At 47.1% G+C, this 26,375-nt stretch carries 27 protein-coding genes and 1 riboswitch; of the genes, 11 read left to right on the top strand and 16 right to left on the bottom strand.

All coding sequences use genetic code 11. The features are described from left to right. Window positions 1-20: 20 nt before the first annotated feature. Together tnpB and ABDB91_RS05960 are read right to left on the bottom strand one after the other, a co-directional pair. On the bottom strand, window positions 21-374 hold the full coding sequence (gene tnpB / locus ABDB91_RS05965; protein WP_347488133.1) for an IS66 family insertion sequence element accessory protein TnpB: 354 nt from the start codon (window positions 372-374) through the stop codon (window positions 21-23). Continuing rightward, window positions 368-742, bottom strand: a complete 375-nt coding sequence (locus ABDB91_RS05960; RefSeq protein ID WP_347488134.1) for a hypothetical protein — start codon at window positions 740-742, stop codon at window positions 368-370. The genes tnpB and ABDB91_RS05960 overlap by 7 nt, the downstream gene beginning before the upstream one ends. Window positions 743-856: 114 nt before the next feature. Here ABDB91_RS05960 and ABDB91_RS05955 point away from each other — a divergent pair, with 114 nt between their 5' ends. The 3 genes from ABDB91_RS05955 (at window position 857) to ABDB91_RS05945 (ending at window position 3,444) form a co-directional block, all read left to right on the top strand. Then, window positions 857-1,105 carry a hypothetical protein gene (locus ABDB91_RS05955; RefSeq protein WP_347490697.1) on the top strand — a complete coding sequence of 83 codons (249 nt, stop codon included), beginning with the start codon at window positions 857-859 and terminating at the stop codon, window positions 1,103-1,105. A gap of 513 nt (window positions 1,106-1,618) precedes the next feature. Continuing rightward, on the top strand, window positions 1,619-2,479 hold the full coding sequence (locus ABDB91_RS05950) for an EamA family transporter (RefSeq protein ID WP_347490696.1): 861 nt from the start codon (window positions 1,619-1,621) through the stop codon (window positions 2,477-2,479). 419 nt (window positions 2,480-2,898) lie between these two features. After that, window positions 2,899-3,444: a pyruvate kinase alpha/beta domain-containing protein gene (locus tag ABDB91_RS05945; RefSeq protein ID WP_347490695.1), complete on the top strand. Its 546-nt coding sequence runs from the start codon at window positions 2,899-2,901 to the stop codon at window positions 3,442-3,444. On the opposite strand, the gene cobT is transcribed toward ABDB91_RS05945, so the two are convergent. The 8 genes from cobT to ABDB91_RS05905 all read right to left on the bottom strand — a co-directional run bounded on the left by cobT (window position 3,445) and on the right by ABDB91_RS05905 (window position 10,140). Continuing rightward, the gene (gene cobT / locus ABDB91_RS05940) at window positions 3,445-4,521 is read right to left on the bottom strand and encodes a nicotinate-nucleotide--dimethylbenzimidazole phosphoribosyltransferase (protein WP_347490694.1); all 1,077 of its coding nucleotides are present in this window, start codon (window positions 4,519-4,521) and stop codon (window positions 3,445-3,447) included. Between the two features lie 97 nt (window positions 4,522-4,618). Further along, a riboswitch (cobalamin riboswitch) is annotated at window positions 4,619-4,805 on the bottom strand. 159 nt (window positions 4,806-4,964) lie between these two features. Further along, entirely contained in the window at window positions 4,965-6,026 is a 1,062-nt protein-coding gene (fni, locus tag ABDB91_RS05935; RefSeq protein ID WP_347490693.1) for a type 2 isopentenyl-diphosphate Delta-isomerase, read from the bottom strand. Between the two features lie 2 nt (window positions 6,027-6,028). Then, window positions 6,029-6,553, bottom strand: coding sequence for a DUF2148 domain-containing protein (locus ABDB91_RS05930; protein ID WP_347490692.1), 525 nt, complete (start codon window positions 6,551-6,553; stop codon window positions 6,029-6,031). 144 nt (window positions 6,554-6,697) lie between these two features. Further along, window positions 6,698-6,931 (bottom strand): hypothetical protein, encoded by a 234-nt coding sequence (locus ABDB91_RS05925; protein ID WP_347490691.1) that lies wholly within the window; start codon window positions 6,929-6,931, stop codon window positions 6,698-6,700. 172 nt (window positions 6,932-7,103) lie between these two features. Then, on the bottom strand, window positions 7,104-7,637 hold the full coding sequence (locus ABDB91_RS05920) for a CBS domain-containing protein (protein WP_347490690.1): 534 nt from the start codon (window positions 7,635-7,637) through the stop codon (window positions 7,104-7,106). 209 nt (window positions 7,638-7,846) lie between these two features. Continuing rightward, window positions 7,847-8,521 carry a hypothetical protein gene (locus tag ABDB91_RS05915; RefSeq protein WP_347490689.1) on the bottom strand — a complete coding sequence of 225 codons (675 nt, stop codon included), beginning with the start codon at window positions 8,519-8,521 and terminating at the stop codon, window positions 7,847-7,849. 181 nt (window positions 8,522-8,702) lie between these two features. Further along, window positions 8,703-9,185, bottom strand: a complete 483-nt coding sequence (locus tag ABDB91_RS05910) for a DUF1634 domain-containing protein (protein WP_347490688.1) — start codon at window positions 9,183-9,185, stop codon at window positions 8,703-8,705. Between the two features lie 16 nt (window positions 9,186-9,201). Then, complete coding sequence (locus tag ABDB91_RS05905; protein ID WP_347490687.1) at window positions 9,202-10,140, bottom strand: sulfite exporter TauE/SafE family protein; 939 nt, start codon at window positions 10,138-10,140, stop codon at window positions 9,202-9,204. 566 nt (window positions 10,141-10,706) lie between these two features. On the opposite strand from ABDB91_RS05905, the gene ABDB91_RS05900 reads away from it, so the two are divergent. The 3 genes from ABDB91_RS05900 (at window position 10,707) to ABDB91_RS05890 (ending at window position 14,440) form a co-directional block, all read left to right on the top strand. After that, window positions 10,707-12,260, top strand: coding sequence for an ATP-binding protein (locus tag ABDB91_RS05900; protein WP_347490686.1), 1,554 nt, complete (start codon window positions 10,707-10,709; stop codon window positions 12,258-12,260). 23 nt (window positions 12,261-12,283) lie between these two features. Further along, window positions 12,284-13,636: a sigma-54 dependent transcriptional regulator gene (locus tag ABDB91_RS05895; RefSeq protein ID WP_347490685.1), complete on the top strand. Its 1,353-nt coding sequence runs from the start codon at window positions 12,284-12,286 to the stop codon at window positions 13,634-13,636. Window positions 13,637-13,834: 198 nt separating this feature from the next. Further along, entirely contained in the window at window positions 13,835-14,440 is a 606-nt protein-coding gene (locus ABDB91_RS05890) for a GNAT family N-acetyltransferase (RefSeq protein ID WP_347490684.1), read from the top strand. A 151-nt stretch (window positions 14,441-14,591) separates the two neighbouring features. On the opposite strand, the gene ABDB91_RS05885 is transcribed toward ABDB91_RS05890, so the two are convergent. Together ABDB91_RS05885 and ABDB91_RS05880 are read right to left on the bottom strand one after the other, a co-directional pair. Then, entirely contained in the window at window positions 14,592-16,583 is a 1,992-nt protein-coding gene (locus ABDB91_RS05885; protein WP_347491539.1) for an FAD-dependent oxidoreductase, read from the bottom strand. A 152-nt stretch (window positions 16,584-16,735) separates the two neighbouring features. Continuing rightward, a complete protein-coding gene (locus tag ABDB91_RS05880) occupies window positions 16,736-17,362 on the bottom strand; it encodes an ATP-binding protein (RefSeq protein WP_347490683.1) in 627 nt (208 codons plus the stop codon). A gap of 286 nt (window positions 17,363-17,648) precedes the next feature. On the opposite strand from ABDB91_RS05880, the gene ABDB91_RS05875 reads away from it, so the two are divergent. The 3 genes from ABDB91_RS05875 to ABDB91_RS05865 all read left to right on the top strand — a co-directional run bounded on the left by ABDB91_RS05875 (window position 17,649) and on the right by ABDB91_RS05865 (window position 19,976). Continuing rightward, window positions 17,649-18,809 (top strand): (Fe-S)-binding protein, encoded by a 1,161-nt coding sequence (locus ABDB91_RS05875; protein WP_347490682.1) that lies wholly within the window; start codon window positions 17,649-17,651, stop codon window positions 18,807-18,809. Window positions 18,810-18,933: 124 nt separating this feature from the next. Beyond that, window positions 18,934-19,209 carry a transcriptional regulator gene (locus tag ABDB91_RS05870; protein ID WP_347490681.1) on the top strand — a complete coding sequence of 92 codons (276 nt, stop codon included), beginning with the start codon at window positions 18,934-18,936 and terminating at the stop codon, window positions 19,207-19,209. Window positions 19,210-19,295: 86 nt separating this feature from the next. Beyond that, window positions 19,296-19,976, top strand: a complete 681-nt coding sequence (locus ABDB91_RS05865) for a Crp/Fnr family transcriptional regulator (protein ID WP_347490680.1) — start codon at window positions 19,296-19,298, stop codon at window positions 19,974-19,976. Here ABDB91_RS05865 and ABDB91_RS05860 read toward each other — a convergent pair. The 3 genes from ABDB91_RS05860 to ABDB91_RS05850 form a co-directional block, all read right to left on the bottom strand. Further along, a complete protein-coding gene (locus ABDB91_RS05860) occupies window positions 19,959-20,615 on the bottom strand; it encodes a CoA pyrophosphatase (protein ID WP_347490679.1) in 657 nt (218 codons plus the stop codon). The genes ABDB91_RS05865 and ABDB91_RS05860 overlap by 18 nt on opposite strands. Window positions 20,616-20,746: 131 nt before the next feature. Continuing rightward, on the bottom strand, window positions 20,747-21,628 hold the full coding sequence (locus tag ABDB91_RS05855; RefSeq protein ID WP_347490678.1) for an MBL fold metallo-hydrolase: 882 nt from the start codon (window positions 21,626-21,628) through the stop codon (window positions 20,747-20,749). A 152-nt stretch (window positions 21,629-21,780) separates the two neighbouring features. Beyond that, entirely contained in the window at window positions 21,781-22,956 is a 1,176-nt protein-coding gene (locus ABDB91_RS05850) for a glycosyltransferase family 4 protein (protein WP_347490677.1), read from the bottom strand. Window positions 22,957-23,236: 280 nt separating this feature from the next. On the opposite strand from ABDB91_RS05850, the gene ABDB91_RS05845 reads away from it, so the two are divergent. Both ABDB91_RS05845 and ABDB91_RS05840 read left to right on the top strand, forming a co-directional pair. After that, a complete protein-coding gene (locus tag ABDB91_RS05845) occupies window positions 23,237-23,662 on the top strand; it encodes an EamA family transporter (protein ID WP_347490676.1) in 426 nt (141 codons plus the stop codon). Window positions 23,663-23,746: 84 nt separating this feature from the next. Continuing rightward, window positions 23,747-25,219, top strand: a complete 1,473-nt coding sequence (locus ABDB91_RS05840; RefSeq protein WP_347490675.1) for an aminotransferase class I/II-fold pyridoxal phosphate-dependent enzyme — start codon at window positions 23,747-23,749, stop codon at window positions 25,217-25,219. 121 nt (window positions 25,220-25,340) lie between these two features. Here the strand turns inward: ABDB91_RS05840 and ABDB91_RS05835 are convergent, their stop codons facing one another. Further along, on the bottom strand, window positions 25,341-26,372 hold the full coding sequence (locus ABDB91_RS05835) for a VanW family protein (RefSeq protein ID WP_347490674.1): 1,032 nt from the start codon (window positions 26,370-26,372) through the stop codon (window positions 25,341-25,343). Between the last annotated feature and the right edge of the window lie 3 nt (window positions 26,373-26,375).

Raw genomic sequence — 26,375 nt, 5'->3', positions numbered from 1 at the left:
ATTTTCAAGGCTTCCCGGCTTTAAACAATACTTAAATTATTCACCGGACGCAGGGCTTTAGGTTGGTCAATGGAGAGCCCTTCCATGAGCCAGCGGAATTGCTGTTCCGTGAGTGCCCGGACGTCTTCCGGGGTTCTCGGCCATTGGAAACGCCCGCTTTCCAACCGCTTATACAGAAGTACGAATCCGTTTCTCTCCCAGTAGAGCGCTTTAATCCGATCAGTTCGCCGGCCGCAGAACAGAAACAGACTGTCGGAGAAGGGGTCAAGCTGAAAGCGCTGCTGAACCATAGCGGCCAGCCCGTCAATACCCCGGCGCAGGTCTGTGTAGCCGCAGGCCAGATACACGTGCGCAGCGCGTGTGACATCTAACACAGCGCCTTCACCGCTCTGAGGATCGTTTCCACGGTTTCTGAGTGCACACCGTTTTGAAATTCCAGTGTGACGTTACCAAAATGAAGGGTGACGACCGCCGCTGGCACGCTCTGAACCGGGGCCGGTATCCGGCACTCGGTAAATACAGCTGTTTCAGCCCGCGTCATGATCGGTTGCTGATTTGACTCTGCAAGAAGGTTTTGTGTCCCTGCGTCCCAAACCGCACGCTGCCATCGGTAATAGGTCTGCGGGGAGATATGGCGCTCTTTGCACCAGGTGCAAATTGTTTGGCCGCTGGTCCGACATTCATAGATAAGCCTGCGCCATTCCTCCACTTTAAGCTCATGTTTTACTTTTTGCAGTTCCATTGTAATCCTCCTGCGAGGCAGTATTAAAAGCTATTGAGAGCTCTCGCAATATCTCGCGTTCTCTCAGGATACTCTCGCTACTATAGTCTCTCACAGAAAGGGCGGGGAAGGTAGGTGTCGTTAGATTTGACGCTTACCTTCATTATTCCTAAATTGAGTCTGTGCATTGAAGCAAAGCTTCTGCGAGACGGCAGAAAATCGAAGGTGATTGAAGAAATAAGCGCAGACATTACCGCCTATCAAAAAGTGTATCAGCGCCAGCTTTACATTGTGTATGATTTGGGCGTTATTCAGAACGAAGCAGAATTCAAAAAAGATATCGAAAAATCCGAAAGCGTAAAAGTTATCATAATTAAGCACTAAGACAAGATGAACATGAAAGAGATGATGCGAGAGCCCCTTCTACGTTGAGGCGGACCGGCTCATTTATCTGAAATACTCCGGCAGAATATATGGCATCTATATTTACCTAACTTCTCATCCGAATCGGTCTTCAAATTTTGAGCAGTCTTATTGGACTGAACAAATTTTGAAGACCTTTTCTTTGTCCCAAAGCCTTTTATTATAGGCCGTTGGTGTTTTCATTATTTCATGGATGTCCAATTTCCCTTGTTCCGAAAAACGCAGAATCCGAGACGAAAAATCTGAAAATCCGGTTTTTGAACCCTGCGTTCAATTACCTCCAATATTGAGCAGTTGATAAAGACTTTTGCTATCGAGGCATTGGATAACAAACAAGCTGACAAAGATGTTCACGCGAATCGGCCTGTGCGAGATCATAGACTATCTCAGTTTCCGGTGCTATAATCAGAAACGAATATATAAGCCAACTATGATATTGCGGATAAATCGTTGTTCTTTGAAGAAGGTTATTTTATGTGGATTGTTTATGCGTTGGCTTCCGCGCTCTTTGCCGGTGTTATGTCAATTCTGGCGAAAGTCGGGATAAAAAATACTGATTCCAATCTTGCGACAGCACTGAGAACCATAGTCGTAATCATCTTTGCCTGGTTGATGGTTTTCATCGTGGGTTCTCATACAACCATTGCAAATATTGATATCAAGAGCCTGATTTTTCTTGTCCTGTCCGGGCTAGCGACAGGTGGCTCGTGGCTTTGCTATTTCCGCGCATTGCAGATCGGCGATGCCAACAAGGTTGTCCCTGTTGACAAATCCAGCACCGTTCTCACAATGCTGCTGTCCTTTCTCCTGCTCGGCGAGAGGCTGACCTGGCTGAAAGCGCTCGCCATAGCGCTCATCGGTGTTGGCACCTATCTGATGATTGAACGGAAGGAAACCGCAACGGGCGCTGCAAAAGATTACAAATGGCTGGTTTACGCCATTCTATCGGCAGTGTTTGCAAGCCTCACGGCGATTTTGGGCAAGGTCGGCATTGAAGGCATCGAATCCAACCTTGGAACCGCGATACGGACGATCGTTGTCCTTTTAATGGCCTGGCTAATTGTCTTTATGCAGGGAAAGCAGCACGAAATAAAGCATATCGATAGACGCAGCCGGGTGTTTATCGGGCTGTCCGGTCTCGCCACGGGGCTTTCATGGCTGTGCTTCTATCGGGCATTACAAGAAGGGCCGGCCAGTGTGGTGGTTCCCATCGACAAATTGAGCATTCTGGCAACCATCGCTTTCGGATACTTTATTTTACATGAAAAGCTAAGTAAAAAAGCTTTTGCCGGGCTTGTAATGATTGTATCAGGTACAATGAGTTTGTTGATTTGACTTTTGAACGACGGTTGGCGATTTGAACATTTTTCTGGGATACCCAATATCAGCCGTCGTTTTCTATGTAAAAATCCTTTATTCATGCGAGTGTGAGCATTTTTAGTTTTTAGAGGTTACCCCGATACCCATCGTATAAACCTTCAATATTAGTGATTAAATTAGTGATTAAAAAATGAAAAATCTAACTTATCACATTTAATGTGTCGGTTAGAATACCTTTCTTTGTCACTTGCTTGACAGAAAAAACTTCATATTAAACCTATAATTGAAGTCGTTAAGATACTCCCAAGTTTTTTTAAATGATACTCCTCTTCCAACGCTCCTTGTAAAGGGCGTTTTTTTTTGCCCCAACCAACATTCTTGTCAAAATAATTGCATCGGGCTAAAATGGAAGAAAAGTACCGGGAGGTTTTTTTATGTACTGGGAAAAAAAAGGTCCCGATAACACAGATGCAACCATTAAGGCCGCACTGGATCGGGCTGCACAAACAGATATTCGCTATATTGTGGTAGCCTCCAGCACCGGAAATACAGCCTTAAAGCTGATTGACTGCAGCCGCCGGGTGATTTGCGTCAGCTACCACGTGGGCTTTGACAGCCCCGGCAGCAAGCGCATGAACGACGAAACTATAGCCGAGCTCAATCAAAAAGGCATCCGGGTGTTATTCACCACCCACCTTCTAGCCGGAGTAGACCGGGCCATGCGCAATAAATTCGGCGGCGTTTACCCTGCCGAAATCATGGCCCAAACCTTGCGCATGCTGGGTCAGGGTGTTAAGGTATGCGTGGAAATCAGCGGCATGGCCCTGGATGCAGGCTTAATTCCCTATGGTGAAGATATTATAGCTATCGGCGGTTCAGGCAAAGGCGCCGATACCGCAGTAGTCATAGCGCCTGCCCACTCCAACCACTTCTTTGATACCAAGATCAAAGAAATTATCTGTAAACCCGGGGAGTTTTAATTATTTATTTTCTTTATGCAACATGTCTTCCTCCATGTCCATCACGCCGGCCTCCTGGAAAGTGACCATTTCATCCAGCACCCTGCAGGCGGCCTCTACAATATGCATGGCCAGAGCTGCGCCGGTGCCTTCGCCCAGGCGCATGTCCATGTGCAGCATGGGGGGCAGACCTAAAAGTTCCAACATTAACCGGTGTCCAGGCTCCCCCGACAGATGGGAAGCCAGCATGTAATTCTTGCTCTCGGGCTTAATAGCAGCGGCAATCAGCGCGGCCGCCGAGGTAATAAACCCGTCGACCAGCACCGGCACTCGTCTAGCGGCACAACCCAGCACCACCCCGGCCAAACCGGCTATTTCCAAGCCTCCCACTTTAGCCAGCACGTCCACTCCATCAGCTGGATCAGGCTGGTTTATTTCCATTGCCCGGCCCACAGCATGACGTTTTTTCTCCAGCACCTGGTCATTAACCATCGTGCCCCGACCGGTAACCTCGTCGGCGGAATACCCCCCCAGCACCGCTAAAATTGCGCTGCTGGGCGTGGTATTGCCTATACCCATGTCACCTAAAGCCAGCAGTGTAGCACCTCCATCTATTTCAGCCAGCGCCACATCAATACCCACTTCCAGCGCAGCCATAGCCTCCTCCCTGGTCATGGCCGGCCCGACGGCAATATTGCCGGTACCCGGCTTCACCCGGCGCTTCAGTACCCCCGGAATGTCAACATCAGCCGCAACTCCCACATCCACAACCGTCAGGGAAGCACCGGCATGCCGCGCCAGCACACCGATACCGGCCACTCCCTTAAGAAAGGCGGGCAACATTTGCCAAGTAACATCCCGAGGGGCCGCGCTAACCCCTTCATCTGTTACACCGTGATCACCGGCCATCACTATAACAGTACGCTTACCAATGCTCGGCCGCATCTGGCCGGTTATACCCGCCAGCTTAATAGCCACCTGCTCCAGCCGGCCCAGACTGCCCGGAGGCTTGATTAAGTTATCCAGACGTTCTTTGGCTCCAGCCATCGCCTGTCGGTCCAGCGGCCCAATCTTATTGATAGTTTGCGTTAGTAACATTAGATAACCTCCTGTTATTTATTTGAAACAAAAAAAGTTCACAGTCATTTAGACCGTGAACTTTGCCATCATCCACCGATATACTCTCTTTAAATTAAGAGTCTACCGCACAGCAGGCAGGTCTCCTGGCTCCCGGATTAACACCAAAATCGCCGCCTTCCCAATAATATCATCAGTGGCTTAGTGGCGAAGGTTACCCGGTTACAGTGGCGGGACCGCCCGGGAATCACACCCGGTTCCCTATTCTCCCCCATAAAGGGGGCACCTGCTGTATTATTAAATTAATGCTTACGCATGTGGGATACAAAGAGATTAAATTATGCTGTCAAGCATTTCTGCCCAAACGAAAGTGCCGGTGTAAACCAGGCTGACCAACAACTCATTTTGTTATTTTCAACGCCGACTTATAATATTCCTGCTTTAAAGACACAAAATAAAAATTATTATCGTCTGGCGTAACTATTAACATCTACACCGCGCCGCTCAAGCCATTCGGCAACAAAACCGGTAATTACCAGGGGCTTTTGAGACAAAGCAGCCAAATGCTGCGCACCCGTCAGCATCATCACCCTGCTCAGGCCTAAAATTAAATCATTAATATATTTAATGAGCCCCTTTGTTCCATCCTTCTTTAAGGCCCGCAAAAATGGCCCCGCCAGCGCCACCAGAGAAGCCCCGGCCGTCAGTGCTTTGGCGGCATCCTCGGCCGTACGCACTCCCCCGGACGCCACCACCGATATCCTTCGACCGATACTCAACGCCTCCAGCAAACCAATTGCTGTAGGAATTCCCCACTGCTCCAGGGAAAAACCACCTTTACCACCGCGTCTTCCTTCAATAGCCGCAAAGTTGGTGCCGCCCAACCCGCTAACATCTATATAGTGTACCCCCGCGTCGGCCAAAGCCTGCACTGTCTCCCGCGCCATTCCACAGCCTACTTCCTTAACCAGCACCGGCACAGGCAAATTAAGCGCCAAATGCTTGATATTTTCCAGACCGCCGCTAAATCTTGCTTCCCCCTCACGCATCACCAGTTCCTGATTTACATTAAGATAAAGCTGGATGCCGTCGGCATCAATCATTTTTACGGCGTCCAGTGCCTCTTGCAGAGTGCAAAAAGCACTTAAATTAGCAAGCAACAGTCCCCTGGGATTCTCCTTCCTGGCCACATAAAAAGTACTGCGCACCGCCGGATCATCCAGCGCAGCCCGCTGCGACCCCACTGCCATGGCAATTCCCGTAGCAGCGGCTGCCCTGGCCAATTCCCGGTTAATTTCCAGCACACCGGCATGTCCACCGGTAATAGCATTAATCATCAGCGGAGCGCGTAATCGTTTACCCATAAAGCCGCAGGAAGTATCCAACTCTTCCCAGTCAATTTCAGGCAGTGCATTGTGTATCAATAAGAGATTATCAAAACCGGATTGGCAAATTGCCTCGGGCAATTCCATAGCGTATTTAATATGCTCAAGTTTCCGTGTCTTTCTGTAACCTTCGCTACTCACAGCTATTTTACCGGCCTGTCAGAATAAATGTTCTTACTTGTAGCGGATATAGGAATAGCACAAGCAATAGAACCTTTAACCAACCCCATTTTTCTGGCCACCGCCGCCGGGCGGTACATAATCCGGTTATCGACATTTAATATGCCCGCTGTTTTAGCCGCTGAACCAAGAGCGATACCTAAGTCCAGCACCCGCCAGGCACAAAGCGGCCCTTCAAAATCCGGCCCCTGACGGCTTTCCAATTGAACACATTTATCTTGCCCGCAAGCACCGCAATCAAGTCCCAGAGGCTGATTCTCCCTTAAAGACACAAATAATACGGCATCGGAATGCCGGATATTTTCCGCATCCCGGTCAAAATTAATCTTACCGGTTTCCCGCCCAAACTTATCCATTTCATCAGCCAACCTTAAAAGGTCATCACCCGCCAGCACCCGGATATCCAAATAATCCTGTCCCAAACATTTGGGCGCGGTCTTGGCAGCCACTGCCATAAGCCCGGCAACCGTTTGCATAATACCGGACAACTAAAACGCCTCCTACCGCCAAACATGGCATTTTTCTATATCATACCATAGGCCGATGGCGGGATTCAAAAATAAACTTAAAAACGTTTAGCTAGCGCCAAAGCCGCTAAACGTTTAAGCACTTGCACCATAATTCACACCTTATCATATAACATATTTCACAAACCAGTATGCACAAACCCCCGTATAGCTTATAGCCCAAGCAAACACATAATTAATGATTCCCTCATTTACCTGACCCGGATGCTCTGCCCGACACATCTCCGCCCTGGCCAATTCCGCCCGCAAAAAGGGATCTTCCAAATAACGCACCGCCATGTTTTCCTGTTCGTCTGCCGGAGGTTTTCGCAAGTCACCCATGCTTATCACCACAGCCACTGCCCGCCCCCTCCTTCACATTCCTAATCTTTTATATTATTATAAATTCCGGGTCAATAAAAATCAATTACATTTGTGAAATATTTTATTAATCAAAATACTCTTACACAAAAAAAGCCCCTCGCGGGCTTTTTTTATACGTTCCGGCATATTAAATTTTATTTTTCTGTTATCACCCGATATGCGCACCCTCCATGCTTTGTGCACCCACTACCAGATCATGCACCTCGGCAAACAATTCATTAACCCTGACCATGCCCACCAAGCGGTTATTCTTCTTAACCGGCAGTGTGCCCAATTTGTGTTTAATCATGGCATGTACCGCCTTAATTAAAGTATCGTTGGTATCCAGAGCAATGACATTAATGGGATGCATTATATCTTTAATGTTTTTTTGCGCTTCGGAAACACATCTTTCGGTAAACAACCCCTCCCAAAAGGTTGGCACGGAAAGATTATCGGCCCTGGCAAAAAAGGGCTCCAAAGCCTGTAATACGGACCGAAAAGTAACCATCCCCAAGGGGTCACCGTAATCATCACTCACAATGACCGATCGATGCCCCTGCCCGCCTATATTGCCGTGCTGGTAAAAACCTCTATGCAATACCTTAACAGCATCCGCAACCGTACAACTATGCGATACTACTTTATAATTGCGCACCGGTATCATTATATCACTGACTCTTTTTTCTAATTGTTCAGACATTCGCCTCACCTCCTGAACACAAGAGATCCTCTTCCAAGCAGCCCGGGCAAGCCACCACGGCTTTTGAAACAGGCTCGGTTCCGGGCTAATCACACAAAAAACCAAGCCGTTTAAAATGCGACACTGCCAAAAGGCAGCACCGCATTTTATAAAAAAAATGGAACCGTACTTAATAACGATTCCCTATACGGAGGCCTGCCTTGAAACAATCACACCACACCCAGCTCATTTAAGTGAGGCTTGGTGGCCTCGACAAAATCCGCCAACTTCTTGGCCGCCAGGCGTTTATTCCTTTCCTTTATCACATCATAGGGCAACATTAGCTTTAAACGGTATTTCCCAGTAGCTTCAACCTTGGGCAATTCCCTTTCCAGCGAGGTTCCCAGCTGGTTCTCTATTGCATCCTTCTTTTTCAACAGCGGCACAAATACTTGTTTTTTATTGCCGTCCATAACCAGGTCAATCACTAAATATTCCTGGCCTTTATAAGGACCTTTGCGGGGGCGGGTTTTACCAATTCGGTAATATATATTGCTGCTGCCAAACACTCTTATACATTTCCAGGATTCAGTAATGCCAATTTTATTGCTTAGTGAGGTATAAGCAATTTTGATACCCCGCTCGCTCAGTATTTTTTTAGCCCGGAACAGCACATCATCCAAAAAAACATCAAATGACTGGGTATCCTCTTGGATGGATTGAACCGGCTGCAATTGCTCTTGATCGGTTTTTTTCAGCAGCCATTGTTCAAACAATTCCAGAATAATTTTTTTACTGTCTGCATTGTTATCGGTCTTAAAATTGACCTCTATATTACCTCTGGTAAGTTCCTTGAGAAAATCATTTTTATGTCTGATAAATTGTTCCATAAAATCACTATTCATCTGATGCCCCTCCAAATAAATAACTGTATCAGCCCGCCAGTAGTTTGCAACTATCCGATATAACACCGGACATGTGACGCGGAACCCGGCCGACAGGAGGATCGAGCGTAATTTCATATCACCCGGTCCGGCACCTGCAGGATTTGCATATTAAAACTGACTCTACCGCAATGTTTAAAAATCAGTGCCCGCCAACTTTAAGAATTCCGGAAGCAGCCAGCGTTAAAACAGCAATTTCCAATACAACAATAGTCGTATAAGGAATATCTTTTTTGCGTAAGTAAGCCGGTAATAAAAGCGTCAGGTAACCTGCTATAGTAAGCAAAGCCAGGAAAGCTATACCTATAAGGTTCAGATAGTCACTATTACCCAACATCCCCAGCCATTCCCAACCGTGCGGAGCTCCCGTGGCTTCCAGGTACTCATGTACACTCATACCCCAATATTGAGATACTTCAGCAGGTGGAATGAACGAACCCATCATACCACTCATATAAAGAAGGAAGGTAACCACTAGTATGCCAATTCCGGTCCAAGAACAGTACAATAGCATATTAGCGTATTTAATCTGCTCGGCAGGCACTTCTATCCGGGGCGCCGCGGCCTTTTGCTTGGCCGGTGCAGTCTGCTGTTGCACGTTTTCAGCTCTCACTTGACTACTCATATCTTTCCACCCCCACCTAATATCCTAATCCCTTGAGAAAAGACCTGATGCCGGCAAATAACAGCATTATAATAACCATGTTGCGCACTATTTTGGGCTTTGCTCCTGCCAACAGCTTAACGCCTACCAGTGAACCCAGCATAATGCCCAGCACCGACGGCACTGCAATAATAGGCAGAACCGCGCCCTGGTTTAAATAAACCCAGGCTGCCGATGTGTCGGTAATGGACAATAAAAACTTACTTGATCCCACGGCGATTTTTAGCGGTGCACCCATAAGCAGGTTCAATACCGGCACGTTAGCCCAGCCGGCACCCAGACCGAACATACCGGCCACTATACCGATACCCACGAAGAGCAGGAATCCCTGCGGAGTGCGCCAAATCGTCCAGTTAACCGGGCGGCCGGCCGAAGGCTCGTAATACGAACCGCTGATATTGAGGGAACGAGTCAGTGTATCAGGCTGCCCTACATTGGGGAACTCGCTGTTTTTGGAGAATATAAACAGTACAGCAATCAAGCTGATAGTGATACCCAGGCAAATCTGTAATATATCCGCCGGCAGCGCCAAGCCGACAAACGCCCCTACGATACTAAAGGTTGATGCAATAAGTGCCACCGGCAAGGCCAGTCGCAAATTAGCCAAGTTGGCTTTCAGCAAACCAGGACCCGCCGCCAGAGCACCCGCCAGAGCCACAATCAGTCCCGCACCCCGTACAAAATCCAGGTGGAACGGAAAGAAACTACCTACGATGGGGACAAACAGCACACCGCCGCCCACACCCGCCATCACAGCCACTATGCCCATGACAAAGCATGTTACCAGCAATATAAGAGGCCACATCCACCAGGGCATCCCCGGCGTTCCCGAGGCCTGCGTCACCGCCGCGGCCACCTGGGAGTTGTTAGCCAGTTCCATAATCATGCTTGCCTTGGCTAAAATTCCATCCAGCATATTTTCTTTCCCCCGATACTATAATCTAGTTTAGAGAACATTAATCACTTGCCAAGCATTATTAATTATGAATAGAATCCGCACATATTAAAGCTATTATTAAATTTAAAATACCTTGACCCCCAGCCAACGAATCAAGCAGTTTTCAGATTCACCCCCTCCTTTATTCCTTTTTTGCAATTTAAGAATGTGATATAATGAATTTGTGTGTTTTACATTCCCACCGGAGCATGTGAAAAAAATAATAATTGCTTTTTCATTATGCATATACCGTGCCAAAACAAATATAGCACTATTTGCAGGTTTACGAACACTTACTTATTTAACGATTGTTTAATAACAGACAGTTTATTTATTAATTATTAAGCCAATTTGTTTGTGAACCGGAATACAAACAAAAGAGCAGTTTATCTTACTGCATAATAACAGACAGCGGTTTGTGCGTTATCAGACATTCTATATAATAATAGCTTGCAATTATATCGTCAAACATTTAAAATTGTTAAAAAGGGCACAAAGTTCAAGTAAGCGAGGCTTTAACCTAATTGGCAGGGAAAGGTAAACACATGAATAAACAAGATAGTGGTTATTTCGTCGGGTTCATTGGCCAAAGCTTGCGCAATCAATTTTTAGTAGTTATTACATTACTGCTCATAATTCCCGTACTGGTAATTATGTATGACTTATTTTTTGCCAGCCGCAGCGACGAAGCCATGTTCATAGAACGCAAGGAAAAGCTGGGTACTATCATTGATTCGGTGGTTATACCGGACATTAAGAAAACAATCACTCATACCGGCAACACAGATATATATAAACTTGAAACCAACCATAAGGTTGAACTGCTCAAGACAGCCTTTGACCGGGCAGCCAGCCCGCTGGTACCCAGCAACCCGGGAGTGCGTTTCGGGATATATATTCCCGAAACGGGCCAAATCTTTGTACAAGGTTTTTTGCATCAATACCGCAAGTTAAGACCGGAAGAAGAAAGGGAAAGAGAAAGGCGAATTTTAGACGAAGCCAACAGCGGATTAATTAACGTAGCCGCCGGAGGCCAACCGCTGGCCCGGTTAACCAGCAGCCTAAATGACCAGACTTACGAATACTTGTCCCCGGTTACCATTGACGGTCAACTGGTTGCTGTAGTCTGGGCCGATCAGGGTGTGCATCCCATCTTTGCTCAAAGCCGGTATTTTCGCACCATGACCCGATACTTTACTCTGCTGGCTCTAATGATTAGTCCTTTTGGGGCCCTAATAATCATGCACAATTTAACCAGTGGCGTAAGTAAAATTAAAAACGGCTTGCGTATTATGGAAAGGGACCTCAGCCACCCCATACCCGATTTGCCCGGCGAAGCCGGCCAAATCGCCCGGGCTGTGAACAGAATGGCCGCTTCCCTGGCGGAGAAGGAAAAATTAGAGGAAGAGTTAAGACGCTCAGAACGACTGGCAGCCTTAGGCAGACTGGTCACCGGTGTGGCTCATGAACTGCGCAACCCCATCGGTGTTATAAAAGCTACTGTACAATTAATGGAAAAGGATTTCGCCCATATCAGTGAAACGCAGGAGTATGTAAAAATAATTAACGAGCAGATCAGCCGCTCCAACCGAGTAATTCAGGAATTATTGGATTTCGGACGGCCCAGCAAACATATCGTACAAAGCGCGTTTATAAATGCACTGTTGGAAAAAGTACTCACTTTTACTTCGCCTATGCTACGCCAGCAGCATATTCAACTTCAGCTGCAGTTCGACGAAAGCATACCGTATACCGAGGTCGACGCGGAAAAAATCAAGCAGGTTTTTGTCAATCTAATATTAAACGCCGCACAGGCCATGCCCGATGGCGGCACATTAACCATCAAAACGTTTCATGACAGTAAATGGGTATATACAGACTTCACCGACAATGGCTCGGGTATTGAACTAGCCGAGCTGGGCAGTATATTCGACCCGTTTTATACCACCAAGGAAAGCGGCGCCGGTCTGGGATTGTCTATAAGCCACCAGATAGTACGTGCGCACGGCGGACATATTAATGTCAGCAGCCACATCAATGAAGGAACCACTTTTACAGTACAATTACCCCTGCCGGAAACGTGGGATCTGTATAATTAAGCAATTGAACTGGGGGGACAAAAATGGCACATAAGATATTAATCGTTGATGATGAAGAACATATGTGTTGGGCACTGGACCGGGCCATGCGTCAGGAGGGATACCAAGCCATAGTAGCTTACCGGGGCCAACAAGGACTGGATTTAATTCGGGAGGAGTCCCCTGCCCTGGTGATTTTGGATTTACGCATGCCGGATATGGATGGCATGGAAGTTTTAAAAGAAGCTAAAGCCATTAACCCCAAGCTGCCAGTTATCATGCTCACCGCCCACGGCACCATAGAAACAGCCATTGAGGCCATGAAAATGGGCGCCGCCGACTATATCACCAAACCTTTTGATTTAGATGAGCTCAAGCTGGTGATCAAGCAAAATCTGTTATTGAGCCAGCTGGAAACCGAAGTGACTTTTCTGCGTTCCGAACTGACCAGCAAATACGATAACATTGTGGGCCAAAGCAAAATAATGCAGGAGATTATCGCTCTCATCGAAAAAGTTGCCCATAGTAACGCCAGTGTGCTCATCACCGGTGAAAGCGGCACGGGCAAGGAAGTAGCCGCCGTAGCCATCCATAATAACAGTAAGCGGCATAATGCACCTTTCGTAACCGTCAACTGCGCGGCACTGCCGGAACAACTACTGGAAAGCGAGCTGTTCGGACACGAGCGGGGCGCATTTACCGGCGCAATCTCCCGCAAGCTGGGTCGTTTTGAACTGGCTGACAAAGGCACTATCTTTTTAGATGAGATTGCCGAAATGTCTTTAAATATGCAAGCTAAACTGCTCAGGGTATTACAGGAAAAGACTTTTGAGCGAGTAGGCGGCACTGAAACATTGTCGGTAGATGTCCGGGTTATTGCCGCAACCAATCGCCAGCTCAATGAAGCAATTACCAAAGGAGAATTCAGGGAGGATTTGTTTTACCGGCTGAATGTAATTCATATCCACCTGCCGCCGCTCAGGGAACGCAAGGAGGATATACCTCTGCTGGCCAAGCACTTTTTAAATAAATTCGGTCCCGCTTACCAGGTAGAAAATATATCCGTCGAGGCTATGGAGCTTTTATGCAGTTACAACTGGCCGGGCAATATCCGGGAACTGCAAAATGTAATTGAACGGGCCGCCATTATCTGCCACAGCACAACTATTAATACCGAGCATTTACCCAGGGAACTTTATGCTTCTCCCAAGCCCAGTTCCGGTTTGGTACTGGAATTTCCAGAACAAGGCATTTCACTGGAGGAAGTAGAGAAGGAGTTGATATTAAAAGCTTTACAAAAAAGCGGCGGCAACCAAACCAAGGCTGCCCAGCTGTTGGGTATTACCCGCTCGGCACTGCTTTACCGCTCACAGAAATACGGAATCACCTGGAATTAGGTTTTTTTTAAAAAAATAATTCATCTAGCAGGATTTTCAGCTTTAATTCAGAATATTTTACGCAATAGTCTCTTGACAACAACGTTATAATAAATATTATACGCTAGTTTTGGAAAACAGCCGTGATCTACAGGATCAGATAAATGAAAATATCGCCGGGAGCGCGTTTTCATAAATTAAGCGAAAATGGTGGTGGCTATGGCTAAGGAATTAATAACGGACAGAGGGCCGGTATTTTTTGAAGGACCGGTTTCCCTGGCATATCTGGACTCATTGGAAATTAACCAGGCACTGAACAATTTCAGAAATCCCAGACGGCAAAAAGAAGCCTTGGGCTTAGTAGCCAACCTTCCCGAAGGAATGGTTTATATTGCTCGTTTCGATCGTGAAATTGTTGGCTATGTGTTATTCCACTATCCCAACCAGTACAGCCGCTGGGTCAGGCATCCACGCATTCTGGAACTGGGCGCCATTGAAATCAGCCGCGAATGGCAGAAAAAAGGTCTGGCCAAGGCGATTTTACAAGAAGCTTTTAAAAACCCCGCGCTGGAGGAATATGTGCTGATTACCACTGAGTTTTATTGGCACTGGGACCTGAAAAACAGCGGTATGGGCGTGTGGGAATACCAGAGCATGCTTAAACATGTTTTTGGATCGGTGAACTTCAAAAGGCGGCACACCGATGACCCCGAAATACTGGAACACTCCGCCAATATGTTGATGGTACGCGTCGGTAAAAATGTAAGTAAAAATCACATTGAGATGTTTGACGATCTTACATACCAAAATTCCATCATACTGTAATTAAGCCCCGGAATTCTCCGGGGCTTTTTATTTTTATTCGTCTAACGTTTAACAGTATGCACTTGCAAGTGTGAACATAGCTCCGGCCAACCGCGTCTGGCCCGCCCGCCAATGCGCCGTAATAACAACAAAATAGGTTATCATAGATAAGTTATAATACCGCACCCGCCAAATAACCCTGATAAATTGCATCCAGTGCTTTGCGCGGGGCAACGGCATCACCTACTACATATACCTCGGGCAGCTGCTCCTTCACCCTTTCGCATAGACCACTCAGCGAACGCGAGCCCGCCGCCAGCACTACCGTATCGGCCTCCAGCACTTCCTCCTTGCCCTGCGTATCCAGCACCACACCACGTTCATTAATCTCTCTTGCCGTTGCCCTGGTTATTGTCTTTACGCCAAACCGGTGCATTTCCTGAAGGATTACCCAGCGTGAGGATATGCCTATATCGGCGCCCACTGCCTTTTGCATCTCCACCACGGTAACTTCCTTAACTCCCCGGATGGCCAGCTCTTTTAATGTCTCCCAGCTTTCAGCGTTATTAAGGGCTAAAAAGTGCAGTGCATCGGCGTCCAATGTACCTTTACGGGCCAGCAGCAATGCCGTTTCACAACCCACTGCGCCGCCGCCGATAATGACCACCCGCTTACCGGTGGCCGCTTGTCCCGCCAGCACATCCCAGGCCTGCACCACATTGGCGCCATCCACACCTAAAATAGGAGGCTGCATGGGAGCGGCCCCGGTGGCCATAACCACCGCATCAGCACCAAAAGATTTAATGCTGTTTTCGTCTGCTTCCTTGTTAAGTTCCACCTGCACACCCAGCCGGTCCAGTTCATGCCTGTAATATTCAATAACCGTACTAAACTCTTCCCGGCCCGGGGGGACCGCCGCCAGATTTAGCTGCCCGCCCAACCGGCGGTCTTTTTCCCACAGGGTAACCCGGTGCCCGCGCTCAGCCGCCACTCGGGCCGCTTCCATACCGCCGGGGCCGCCGCCCACCACCAGCACTTGTTTAACTTGCCGCGCAGGCTCCGGTTCCTGCTCCAGCTCGCGCCCGGCCCGGGCATTGACCAAACAGCCCACGGGTTTCATGGTAAACACACTGTCCAGACAGCCCTGGTTGCAGCCAATGCATTTTCTTATCGCACCGGCTTGACCGGCCGCGGTTTTAGCCACCAAATCAGGGTCGGCAATCATAGCCCGGGCCATACCCACCAGGTCGGCCATACCATTGGCCAGTATCTCCTCAGCCAACGCGGGATCATTAATCCTGTTACAAGCTATAACGGGCACGCCAACCGCTTCGCGAACACCCCGGGCCAGATAAGCAAACACACCCCGGGGCGCGGCCATAGTAATCTGCGGCACTGTTGTTTCGTGCCAGCCGCCGGTAACGTTAAAAGCATCCACGCCCGCTTCTTCCAAGCGTTTGCAGAACATAACAATTTCCCGGTTGGTATTGCCCCCAAGCATGAAATCGTTGCCTCCCACCCGGAAGAGCACCGGATAATCCGGCCCCACCGCCGTTCTGATGCGGCGGGCCACCTCCAAACCAAAACGCATCCGCCGCTCAAAGTCACCGCCATATTCATCATCCCGCTGGTTAGTTACCGGAGAAAGGAACTGTGAAATCAGGTAGCCGGCGCTGCCGATGGCCTCCACAGCGTCAAAACCCGCTTTTTGAGCGCGGACAGCCGCCAGGCCAAAGGAGTCCACAATGCCCTGTATCTCGTCCACGGCAAGGGCTCTGGGCATCTGCCTGGTTAGCTTGGAGGGAATGGGCGAAGGTGCTACGGGCTGAGTGCCAGAAAGGAAGGAATAGGAGTAACGTCCCGGCTGAAATAGCTGGGCCGCAATTTTCCCGCCCTCTTCGTGCACACCTTTGACCAGATCGGCCAGCCCGGGTATATATTTATCATTATCTATCCTGACCATATTGCCATGACCATACTTATCTATAGCACAGCCGCCCACCATAATGAGGCCTACCCCACCCCGGGCCCGTACCCGGTAAAACTCCACCAATTGTTCATTAACAAACCCATCGCGGCAATACCCCAGGTGCATGGCCGGCATAACCACGCGGTTTTTTAATTCCATCCGGCCTATCTTCACCGGCGATAACAGTAACACTATACACTTCCCCCTTATTTTTCGAATTCAGCTTGGAAAGTTAAATCACAGATTAAATGGCAGTTAACTGAAAATTCTACTTCCTGATTATTTTTCCTGCTAAAAAAAGAAACAACCGGATTTCTCCGGTTATAACATATCAAAAGGTTAGTTTCTTAATCGTTCTCCAATACCTTTTGAGTATCAATGTCACACATAAAGGTCACTGGCTGTCTTTTTTGCTCAAAACCAATAATCTGCTTCATCTTCTCCACCCTGGCGGGCAAATCCCCGGTTATTTCCACATAAGGCACATTCATAATGTCTAAAAAGTTTTTAATCTTTTGATCCACTATTACAGCAAAATCATCATCTTGATAGCGAATACCGTCTTTTTCACAGGCAAACTCCCGAGGAATATAAAACACCTCATAACCCGGCAGATCTTTCATAGCCCACTCAAAAAGTTTCATCAAAGCATACATTTCCTTGGGATTCTTAAAATCACAGCTGAGTAAACCGTAAACATAATTAAGAATGGTTGCGTTATCGCAAAAAATGATATCACAGTGCTTAAGTTCATTTTCCCGGCGTTTCTGGCCCTCATAAAGCAAAAATTGTTCAAAGATAGATGCGGGAATACCATAGCGGGCAATATAAGTACGGGCATATTCCAGACACACGTCGCTAATATACCCGGCCAAGCTGTATTCCACATCCAACTGTTTACAAAGCGTAGTTTTACCGGTGCCGGGTCCTCCCAAGATAGCTATTTTTTTAGTTTTCTCTTTTTTTTGCCGCATGATTTATCACCTCTTCTACTATATTTATTTCTGCACTTGCGCACTTTTCCCTTTTATAAAACGATTAATTATAGCAAAGCAATATACTTTTATTAAAAGACAATTTCGGTCATGCCCATCAGATACTAAAAATGGTTTTATTTTTATATTTTTATCTTTAGAAATTTATGCAACTTTTTATTTTACAGGCAGGATTTCATGCCAAAATCGACGAAGTTTTAGGTAAAAATTTCGGGCCATATATAAAAACCTTATTTAAAGCTGGCAAGGGAAGAGGAGGAGTATCATGTCAGAAGCGGTTAATTATTTTGATGAGGTTAGAGAAGTTGTCCTTGAAATGGGCGGCCAAGATATTACCCTTTGTAAACAATGCGGCTTATGCAGCGGCTCCTGCCCCTGGGGCAGGATGGAAAAGGAAAGCCCGTTCAGCATCCGCCAGATGATTTACATGGGTCGGCTGGGTCTCGACGGTTATGAAAGCGACGATATTCTTTTTGCTTGCACTACCTGCGGGCAATGCGTAGTACGCTGTCCCCGCGGCGTAAACATTATTAATGTTGTCCGTGCTATGCGCTCCGTACTTTGTGAAACCGGTGGCATTCCCAAAAACCTGAAAGCCGTGCTGGGCAGTATTAACAGCAACAGTAATCCCTGGTCCCAGGACAGTGAAAAACGAACCGCCTGGACACAGGGACTGGATATTCCTACTTTTAACGGTGAGCAGGAATACCTGTTGTTTGTCTGCTGTACTTCGGCCTTTGACGGCCGCAGCCAGAAAATAGCCCGCGCCATCGCCGCCACCCTGCAAAAAGCAGGCGTCAGTTTCGGCATAATTGGTAATGAAGAAAAATGCTGTGGTGAAGCAGTGCGTAAAATCGGTGCCGAAGAGGAATTTACCAACTTGGCTGAATCCAACATTGAGCTGTTCAACAGCAAGGGAGTCAAGAAAATTGTTACCACCTCGCCGCACTGCTACTGGACATTTAAAAATGAATATCCCGAATTTGGCGGCGAGTTTGAAGTAATTCACTACACCGAGCTGTACGCCCAGCTGCTCAAGGAAGGTAAAATCAAACCCGCTAAAGGACTGGACAAAAAAGTCATTTACCACGAGCCCTGCTACCTGGGCAGGCACAGTAAAGTATTTGAAGCACCGCGAGAAATAATAACCTCTATTCCGGATCTTAAGTTTATAGAGTTTGATAAAACCAAAGACGACAGCATGTGCTGTAGCGGCGGCGGGGCCCGTATCTGGATGGAAACCGAAGCCGGCATGCGTTTCTCGGATGTCAAAGCCAAGGAAGCGATGGACAAGGAAGCTGATTACGTAGTCACCGCCTGCCCATATTGCATTGTTATGCTGGAAGACAGCCTGAAAAATATTGACAAGGACGAAAAGATGGCCGTCAAAGATATAAGTGAATTGATTGCGGACAGCATAGATTAGGTTCTAAAAATTCAAGGCCCGGTCGAATTTTTTTTCGACCGGGCTTTTTTGACTTATTAATCAAGCAAAAAGTGCACATACTATATCTAAATAAAACTAGTTAAACAGGAGGTTAAGGAATTATATGCTAACTACAACAAGCCTGGCTGATTTTCTGCGCAAAGCCAATGATAGACTGCCGGAGGAAGCGGAGAGAGTATTGCAGGCGCTGCTGGAGCAGGGAAATATGAATAAAGAGGACCTTTCGCTGTCGGCCCGCGTTAAAAGAGCAGTGCTGGATCATATTATCATGCAGCTGTATGCCCTGGGTCTGGTAGAGATATCCACCGAGGGTAAAAGTAAAATTTGCAGCGCTACCAAATTGGGCGACGAATTTTTTAGCCTGGTCAGGGCCGGATAATAAATCCGGCTTTTTTCTTACCCGCCACACCATTGGGACATGTTATAATAATGGAGTACTTAGAATTTAACAAGGAGCGTTTCTCTATGGCGGGAAATTTAGAAATATTAAAGAAAATACCATTGTTTACACTGCTGGAGCGGCAGCAGCTGGAGGAAATAGAAAAGTTCATATTGGAGCGCAGCTATCAAAAAGGCCGGATTATTTTTATGGAGGACGAGCCCGGAGAGGCAGTATTTTTTGTTAAATCAGGCCGGGTCAAGGTGACCAAGCGCACTAAAGACGGGCGAGAGCATATATTACACTTTATCAACCCCGGGGAAGTGTTTGCGGAAGTGGTTTTATTTGACGACGGCACCTACCCGGCAACAGCCGAAGTAATCGAAGACTGTACCGTGGGTCTTATCAGAAACACCGATATGGAAAGATTCATTGGCACTCACCCCGACATAGCCCTGGGATTATTAAAAATTATGGCCAGACGCCTGCGCATATCTCAGAATCAGCTAATTGAGCTGGCTTTAATGGATACCACCCGCCGCGCCGCCAGCATGCTGCTTTTCCTGGCCGGCGAGCAAGGCACTAAAACCGACCGGGGTATAGTAATTGACATTTCACTGACCAATCAGGATCTGGCCAGTTTAATCGGCACCTCCCGGGAAACCGCCAACCGTATCATTAATGACTTCAAACGCCAAAAGGCTATTGACGTTAAAAAAGGACAGGTAACCATACTGGATAAGTATAAATTACGTTCGTGGATTTAAGAAAATCTGCGACTGTTCTTTTCCGATAGCGGTTAAAAAATGATGTAATATAATGGCCGTCATACCCCAGATAAAATAATCTTTGTACTCGTAAATATAGGTAGGAAAAGACCAGCGTTTTGTCCAGCCGCCCCTGTATATTTCCGGCACCCGGTGCAGCGGGAAATCATCACCGTAGCGAGTGGCCACCTCCACGTTGCTCACCTGGGGACGGTTGGACTGTAAAAAGGCTAAAGGCACCGTAAAAATTTTATCTACCTCTCCCCGGTTCAGCACAATACTACCCGGGGAAAGTATGCGCCCTGCAAATGGATAAACCAGTGCCCCCATGGGGGTAACCAGCACATCCAGAGAACCGAGCAACGTTATGTCATCGGTGGGCAATCCCAGTTCCTCCGCAGCCTCCCGCTGCGCAGCGGAGCCTGGCCGGCCGAGTTCATCTTCCTCTACCCGGCCTCCGGGAAAGCAAATCTCTCCGGGCTGCCTGCTTAAGTGCTTGGAACGTACCTCAAATAATATCTCCAAACCACCGGTGGTCTCAACCAGCGGCAGCAACACCTCCGATATTAAGTAATTATTTTTACCCATTATATCCGTTTTATCACTGTTTAGTTTTTGACTAATCTTATATTCGTTCATAAGCAGCTCCGTAAATTTTTTATAAAAACAGGCTCTAACACCTCTTTTATTATAACTCTACAGACCTGGTCTTTTATTGTCAATATTTAGCTAGCCGGCCGGCAAATACCCGACCGGACTGTTGACCAATACTACCCGGTGGTTTCCATGACCCGTCTGAGCAGCAAAGAGCAACAAAGCCGAATATTCCGCTCCGAGTAAATGCGCAGGTTGCCTGTATAATAATATGCAAACAACTTATCAGCAACCGTCTGCTCGTCAAGCCCCTTTTGCAGCAGGCCGATAATCTTTTCCCGTACCCTTTCCGCCTCGGTGCGGGCAAGCTCCCAAAACTCCCTGACCTGGTTTCGCCCTTGTATAATTTGCTCATGCGCACCGGCCAATATTTCTACCGGTAAATCCGCCAGTCTATTGATGGTGTCAACATATTTTTCATAACTTTCAAAAAATATGGGAAACAAGTGTTTATCATTAATGGGAAAACCAGCGCAATCCGAGCTGAACAGCACTTCCCTTTCGGACAGATAGGCCACAATACTGCAGGGACTATGCCCCGGAGCATGATAGAATTGCAGACTCACCCCGGGAGCCGGATTCCAGCACACCCCATCCTCTATAACATCGTCAACATCAATGGTTGCGGCGGCAGTGCCGGGCGTTCCTGTTAAAAGGCCTTCACTGCGCAGCACTTGGGTCATAGCGGCGTCCTCGGCAAAGAAATGCTTCACCACTTTGGAACGCTGCAGCACATCCCGGGCCCGGGCCGACGCAGCCACACGCACACCGGGAAATAGCTGCCGCAACCCGGGTATTCCGCATACATGGTCAAAATGAGCATGCATAATAACCAAATGACTGATTGACGGTGCCACAACATCATTTTGCATCTGCCCCGCCACGGTGGGCACCACGGCACTGACCGCACCCTCCAGCAGTAACGCGGGATTATCGCCCACGGCGTAAATGCGAAAGTGCCGGTTGCCCAGCACGGTTACCTGATCAGTTAAACGCAATATATCTCGCCGCCCTTCTATACAAAGCACAACCGGTAAACCTACCCCGCTCGCACATTTACTATCGTCTTATTTATTAATTAAAACAAGTCGATTCTCCTTCTTTCCCCAAAAATTATAAGCTCCCCGCGGAACATTGCGATTATTTATATTTAATTAGGGTTAGCTCCACATTCTAAATGAGTTCTAAGCATTGGTTCTTTTAATAGCCGGCAATAAACATTTATTGTTTCTTGAATCATTTTTGATGCATCAAATTCATCATATACTCTTTGTTTGCCCCTGTATCCAAACTCATTTCTCAAGCTTGGGCAGTCAAGGAGGCAAGCTATTTTAGAGGACAATTCCTTGTGGTCACCAGGTGAAACCAAGAAACCGCATTCACCATGTTTAATAATCTCCGGCACCCCTCCGACAGATGTAGCCACAACGGGCAAAGAAAAGGCCATTGCCTCCAATATAGTAAGGGGTAAACCCTCTGTTATCGACGGCAGTACAAATATATCCATTGTAGAATACGCAGGAGTGATATCGTTAATCATACCGGTAAAAGTAAAGTAATCATTAATTGATGACAGCCGTATTGTTTCTTCAAGTTTTCCCCTTAAAGGTCCGTCGCCGACTATTAAAAAATGTACGTTATATCTTTCAATAAGCTGTTCCGCAGCTTTTATCAGCACAGAGAGCCCCTTCTGTGGAGCCATTCTGGCCACAGTTCCTATTACAGTTCGATCCGGGGGGATATGCCACTTTTCTTTAGAACCATGTTGGATATGACTAATATTAAATTTATTTAGATTGATTCCATTATGGATAACTTTAATTTTGGAATGAGGAATTTTTTGTTTATATTTAATTTCGTCACCTAGAGCGTTCGAAACAGTTATGATGCAATCGGTAGACCACGCAAGGGCACATTCTATAACAGCCGCGATATTATTTTTCCAAGCGGGCCAATGCTCATTATGAATAGAGTTATGTACCGTATATATGGCGGGCACTCCCGCCCAAAGAGCCGCCGGCCTGCTAACAAGGGCGGCTTTGGCCCCGTGGGCGTGTACCAGGTGAACCTGTTCCCCGCGCATAAATTTGCGAAGAAGGTTAAATGATGCATAGTCTTCTTTCAGAGAAACCACTCCGGTTAAAGGCAGCGGCAATACTTTTATATTTTCTGAAACAAGCTTATCTTCCAAGGCACTTTTTTGTGGACAGGCTATCGTAACATCAAATTCTTCCTTTAGCCCATTTACCAAAGTTATAACATGCCTTCCGATGCCGCCTTCCGTGGGCCTGACAATTTGCAATAGTTTTGGTTGTTGTTGGAGCATAATTGGACCTCCATCATTGCTATTTTTTATATTATTCCCCCGGAGATCGGTATTAATATACCAATTCAGACCGGTAAACAAACTCAATCCTCTGGCGTCCATTACCGGCATCATTTCCTTTATTGCCCGGACCGTTTTTTTGCCGTCTACGGCGGCAAAAATGAAACAAGCATAGACTTTTAGCTTTAAGTTTTTTTTACTCAACTATTCTTTTACAAGAGTATTAAGCATAAAGAATAACTGTTGGAAATTACTTACTCAACCCGAAGAAGGTGTTCCAATGACTATCCTTTATGCTATTTTAGGAATGTTATGCTGGGGGCTGGCTCCATTGTTCGGCAAACTGGGTTTGTACAACGTAAACCCGGTTACCGCCCTTTCATTACGCACCATTTTTGCGGCTACCCTGGTGATGGGCTGGTTAATCGGCTCCCGGGGCTTTCATCAGTTCCTCCAAGTGCCTCCGATATTCTGGGTATTTATAGGTATTGAGGCCATTCTGGCAACATTGTTGGGTGACCTGGCTTATTTTGCTGCTCTAAAAAGAGGTAACATTAACGATGTAACGCTGATTTTATCTTGTTCTCCCATTGTTACCATGCTATTAAGTTACTGCTTTTTCGGTGAAATGATTACAAACTTTCAGCTCATTGGAGCTGCTTTTATTAGTATTGGCCTGGTTTTTATCAGTTTTGATCTGCTGTAAATTATTACCTCGGATTTAAACGTGGCATGTTATCCTGTCCCGACATAACAAAAAGGTAACGTTAAAATGCGAGGTGAATTGTTAGTGTCTAATCAGCAAAATGCACCGATCATTGATGCACTTAAGAGATACATCAATGACAAGGTAATCAGATTCCATATGCCGGGCCACAAGGGAAGACAACTTGCCGATAGTTTATTGAATGACCTTTTAGGAAGCCGGGTTTTTGCAGCAGATGTTACCAATGTTCCCGGTCTCGATGATCTGCACCAAACCCACGGTGTTATTAAAGAAGCTCAGGAAATGGCTGCGGCAGCTTTCGGCGCCGATCATTCCTATTTTCTTGTCAACGGCAGTTCATGTGGGCTGCAGGCCCTGATAATGGCGGTATGCAACCAGGGTGATCGGATTTTAGTGCCCCGCAACATGCACCGATCTATTTTAAGCGGGATAATTTTGAGCGGTGCCGTTCCGGTGTACTTTAAACCGGAATACGATGACGGCTATGGTCTTTTCCTGGGAGCTTCCCCGGAAACAATCGCCGGAAGCCTGGATTGTCACCCTGAAGTTAAGGCTGTTATTCTAGTCAGCCCCACCTACCACGGTATTACCTCAAATGTTGCGCGGATTGCTGCAATTGTTCACGCCCGTAATATTCCATTGCTGATTGATGAGGCGCACGGCCCGCACCTGCATTTTCATGAGGCTTTGCCCCGGACTGCCCTGGAGGAGGGGGCGGATGCCTCTGTTCAAGGAATCCATAAGATCCTGGCCGCTTTCACCCAGGCTTCCATGTTACATATCAAGGGAAATATAATTGATAAGTATAAACTTGAAGCCTGCTTAAGGCTTCTCCAAAGCACCAGCACATCTTACCTGCTATTGGCCTCCCTTGATGCGGCCAGAGCACAAATAGCAGCCCGTGGCAAACAGTTGATTCAAATCGCCTTGGAACTATCTGACTACCTGAGGCAAGAAATCGTTGGAATGACAGGCTTTTCGGTTTTGGGGCCTGATATTGTAGGCCAAAAGGGGGTTTGGGGCCTTGACCCGACAAAGATAACTATTTCAGTCAAGGGATTGGGAGTTACCGGGCTCTGGGCGGAACGTTGGCTCAGAGAAAAGCACCATATCCAGATAGAGATGTCGGATATATTTAATTTACTGTTAATTATCGGATTTGGGAACAGCCGTACCGACACCCAACATTTCCTCAAAGCATTACATGAAATGAGAAAATACATCGACCAAAACCCGATCAGATCATATCACTCCCGTGCTCTAAGAGAAGGAAATATTATGCCCGAGATACCTGAACTGGTTATTTCACCCCGGGAGGCTTTTGGAGCACCTACCCTCACCTTACCCCTGAACGAGGCTGTGGGCAGAATAAGCACCGAAGCTGTAGCTTGCTATCCTCCGGGTATACCGGTACTTTGTCCCGGCGAAAGAGTGAGCGGCGAGATTATAGACTACCTCACCGCCAAACGAAATCTGGGCGTGCATTTTCAGGGGTGCAGCGACCTAAATGTCTACACGCTGCGGGTGGTCAGGTGAACTCGTTTAGCTTAAAGCTGAACATCGGGGTTTCAGATAGGAATTCTACCCCACCTGAAGTAAACATGGGAACTCCCACTTATAGAAGTAAGAGTATTGGAATTTTGACAAATTAAACCTTTTACTGCGGTTTACGCGGCCCGCGCTCAATAACGCGCGGGCTGGCGTTATACCAGCTGGTGCCCTTTTTTTTGGAAGTAACCATACCATCGGGTGTTTCCACGGTCACCCACGACCTTACTACATAGCCGTCTTGGCCCGGTGCCGTCACTTTTTCCCCACCGGGCGGCAGGTTGGGGTTATAGCGGTATTCCGTCCAGTATTTTATTCTTTTTTTAATTACATGATGCCAGGTAACCTTGGGCGGTTTCTGACAACCGTACAGAGCCATATAAAGTGTACAGTCAACCTTCTGAGACCATATGACCACCGGGCCCTGGGTATTATTCATAAAACGAAAATCTCTGGCCCCGTAATATACAGTAGCATCCTGACCCGGCGGAACATAAGGAACGGTCATGGAATGAGAGTCGCGCATGATAACCTTTAAATCGCTGAAAGTTACCACGTTATACAGCATGGAGGCAATTTTGCACACCCCGCCCCCCACGGTGGTAACAAGTTGATTACCCGCATATGTAGGGCCGGCTTGATAGCCACGATACTCAGTGTACGGCCCGATAGATTTGTTTTGGGAAAAAATTTCGCCCGGCTGTACTACCTGTCCAGCCAATTGCTCCGCCGCCAGCCCAATATTATAACCTTCCGCCTTTATCGGATCCGGCAGAGAAGCTTTATACGCAGCCATCAGCACGGGAGTGTTATATTTCTTGATAGCTGAAAGGAATTGGGGATCCTTTTCCCAGGGCAGAGGACCCTCATACGATCTCTCCATACCCGAAAATTTTTTAAAAATATTGTAATCTTCCGAGCCGGCCTGAGATTCCCCGTAACCCCCAAGTTCCAACCGAATGTCTTTATTACCAAGATTAGCTTCACCATAAAGATAAGTTTTAGCCGCTGTCACCCATAAAGCACTAAAGTCCGCCGGTATTAAAGCAGCATCTTTCATTGCAGTTGTACAACACCTGTAAATTGGTGGAACTCCCAGCAAGACTGCAACAAGTATGATTATTATTCCAGCCTGCCTCACATT

The sequence above is a fragment of the Desulfoscipio sp. XC116 genome (genome assembly GCF_039851975.1).
Taxonomy (GTDB): domain Bacteria; phylum Bacillota; class Desulfotomaculia; order Desulfotomaculales; family Desulfallaceae; genus Sporotomaculum.
Note: the sequence above shows the minus strand (reverse complement) of the source record. Positions and strands in the feature narration are given on the sequence as shown.

Bases quoted from the DNA above. Each gene is read 5' to 3' on its own strand.
- ABDB91_RS05960 (WP_347488134.1), bottom strand. From the start codon at position 742: ATGGAACTGCAAAAAGTAAAACATGAGCTTAAAGTGGAGGAATGGCGC.
- ABDB91_RS05950 (WP_347490696.1), top strand. From the start codon at position 1,619: ATGTGGATTGTTTATGCGTTGGCTTCCGCGCTCTTTGCCGGTGTTATG.
- ABDB91_RS05945 (WP_347490695.1), top strand. From the start codon at position 2,899: ATGTACTGGGAAAAAAAAGGTCCCGATAACACAGATGCAACCATTAAG.
- cobT (WP_347490694.1), bottom strand. From the start codon at position 4,521: ATGTTACTAACGCAAACTATCAATAAGATTGGGCCGCTGGACCGACAG.
- ABDB91_RS05920 (WP_347490690.1), bottom strand. From the start codon at position 7,637: ATGTCTGAACAATTAGAAAAAAGAGTCAGTGATATAATGATACCGGTG.
- ABDB91_RS05915 (WP_347490689.1), bottom strand. From the start codon at position 8,521: ATGAATAGTGATTTTATGGAACAATTTATCAGACATAAAAATGATTTT.
- ABDB91_RS05910 (WP_347490688.1), bottom strand. From the start codon at position 9,185: ATGAGTAGTCAAGTGAGAGCTGAAAACGTGCAACAGCAGACTGCACCG.
- ABDB91_RS05905 (WP_347490687.1), bottom strand. From the start codon at position 10,140: ATGCTGGATGGAATTTTAGCCAAGGCAAGCATGATTATGGAACTGGCT.
- ABDB91_RS05900 (WP_347490686.1), top strand. From the start codon at position 10,707: ATGAATAAACAAGATAGTGGTTATTTCGTCGGGTTCATTGGCCAAAGC.
- ABDB91_RS05895 (WP_347490685.1), top strand. From the start codon at position 12,284: ATGGCACATAAGATATTAATCGTTGATGATGAAGAACATATGTGTTGG.
- ABDB91_RS05890 (WP_347490684.1), top strand. From the start codon at position 13,835: ATGGCTAAGGAATTAATAACGGACAGAGGGCCGGTATTTTTTGAAGGA.
- ABDB91_RS05880 (WP_347490683.1), bottom strand. From the start codon at position 17,362: ATGCGGCAAAAAAAAGAGAAAACTAAAAAAATAGCTATCTTGGGAGGA.
- ABDB91_RS05875 (WP_347490682.1), top strand. From the start codon at position 17,649: ATGTCAGAAGCGGTTAATTATTTTGATGAGGTTAGAGAAGTTGTCCTT.
- ABDB91_RS05870 (WP_347490681.1), top strand. From the start codon at position 18,934: ATGCTAACTACAACAAGCCTGGCTGATTTTCTGCGCAAAGCCAATGAT.
- ABDB91_RS05865 (WP_347490680.1), top strand. From the start codon at position 19,296: ATGGCGGGAAATTTAGAAATATTAAAGAAAATACCATTGTTTACACTG.
- ABDB91_RS05860 (WP_347490679.1), bottom strand. From the start codon at position 20,615: ATGAACGAATATAAGATTAGTCAAAAACTAAACAGTGATAAAACGGAT.
- ABDB91_RS05850 (WP_347490677.1), bottom strand. From the start codon at position 22,956: ATGCTCCAACAACAACCAAAACTATTGCAAATTGTCAGGCCCACGGAA.
- ABDB91_RS05845 (WP_347490676.1), top strand. From the start codon at position 23,237: ATGACTATCCTTTATGCTATTTTAGGAATGTTATGCTGGGGGCTGGCT.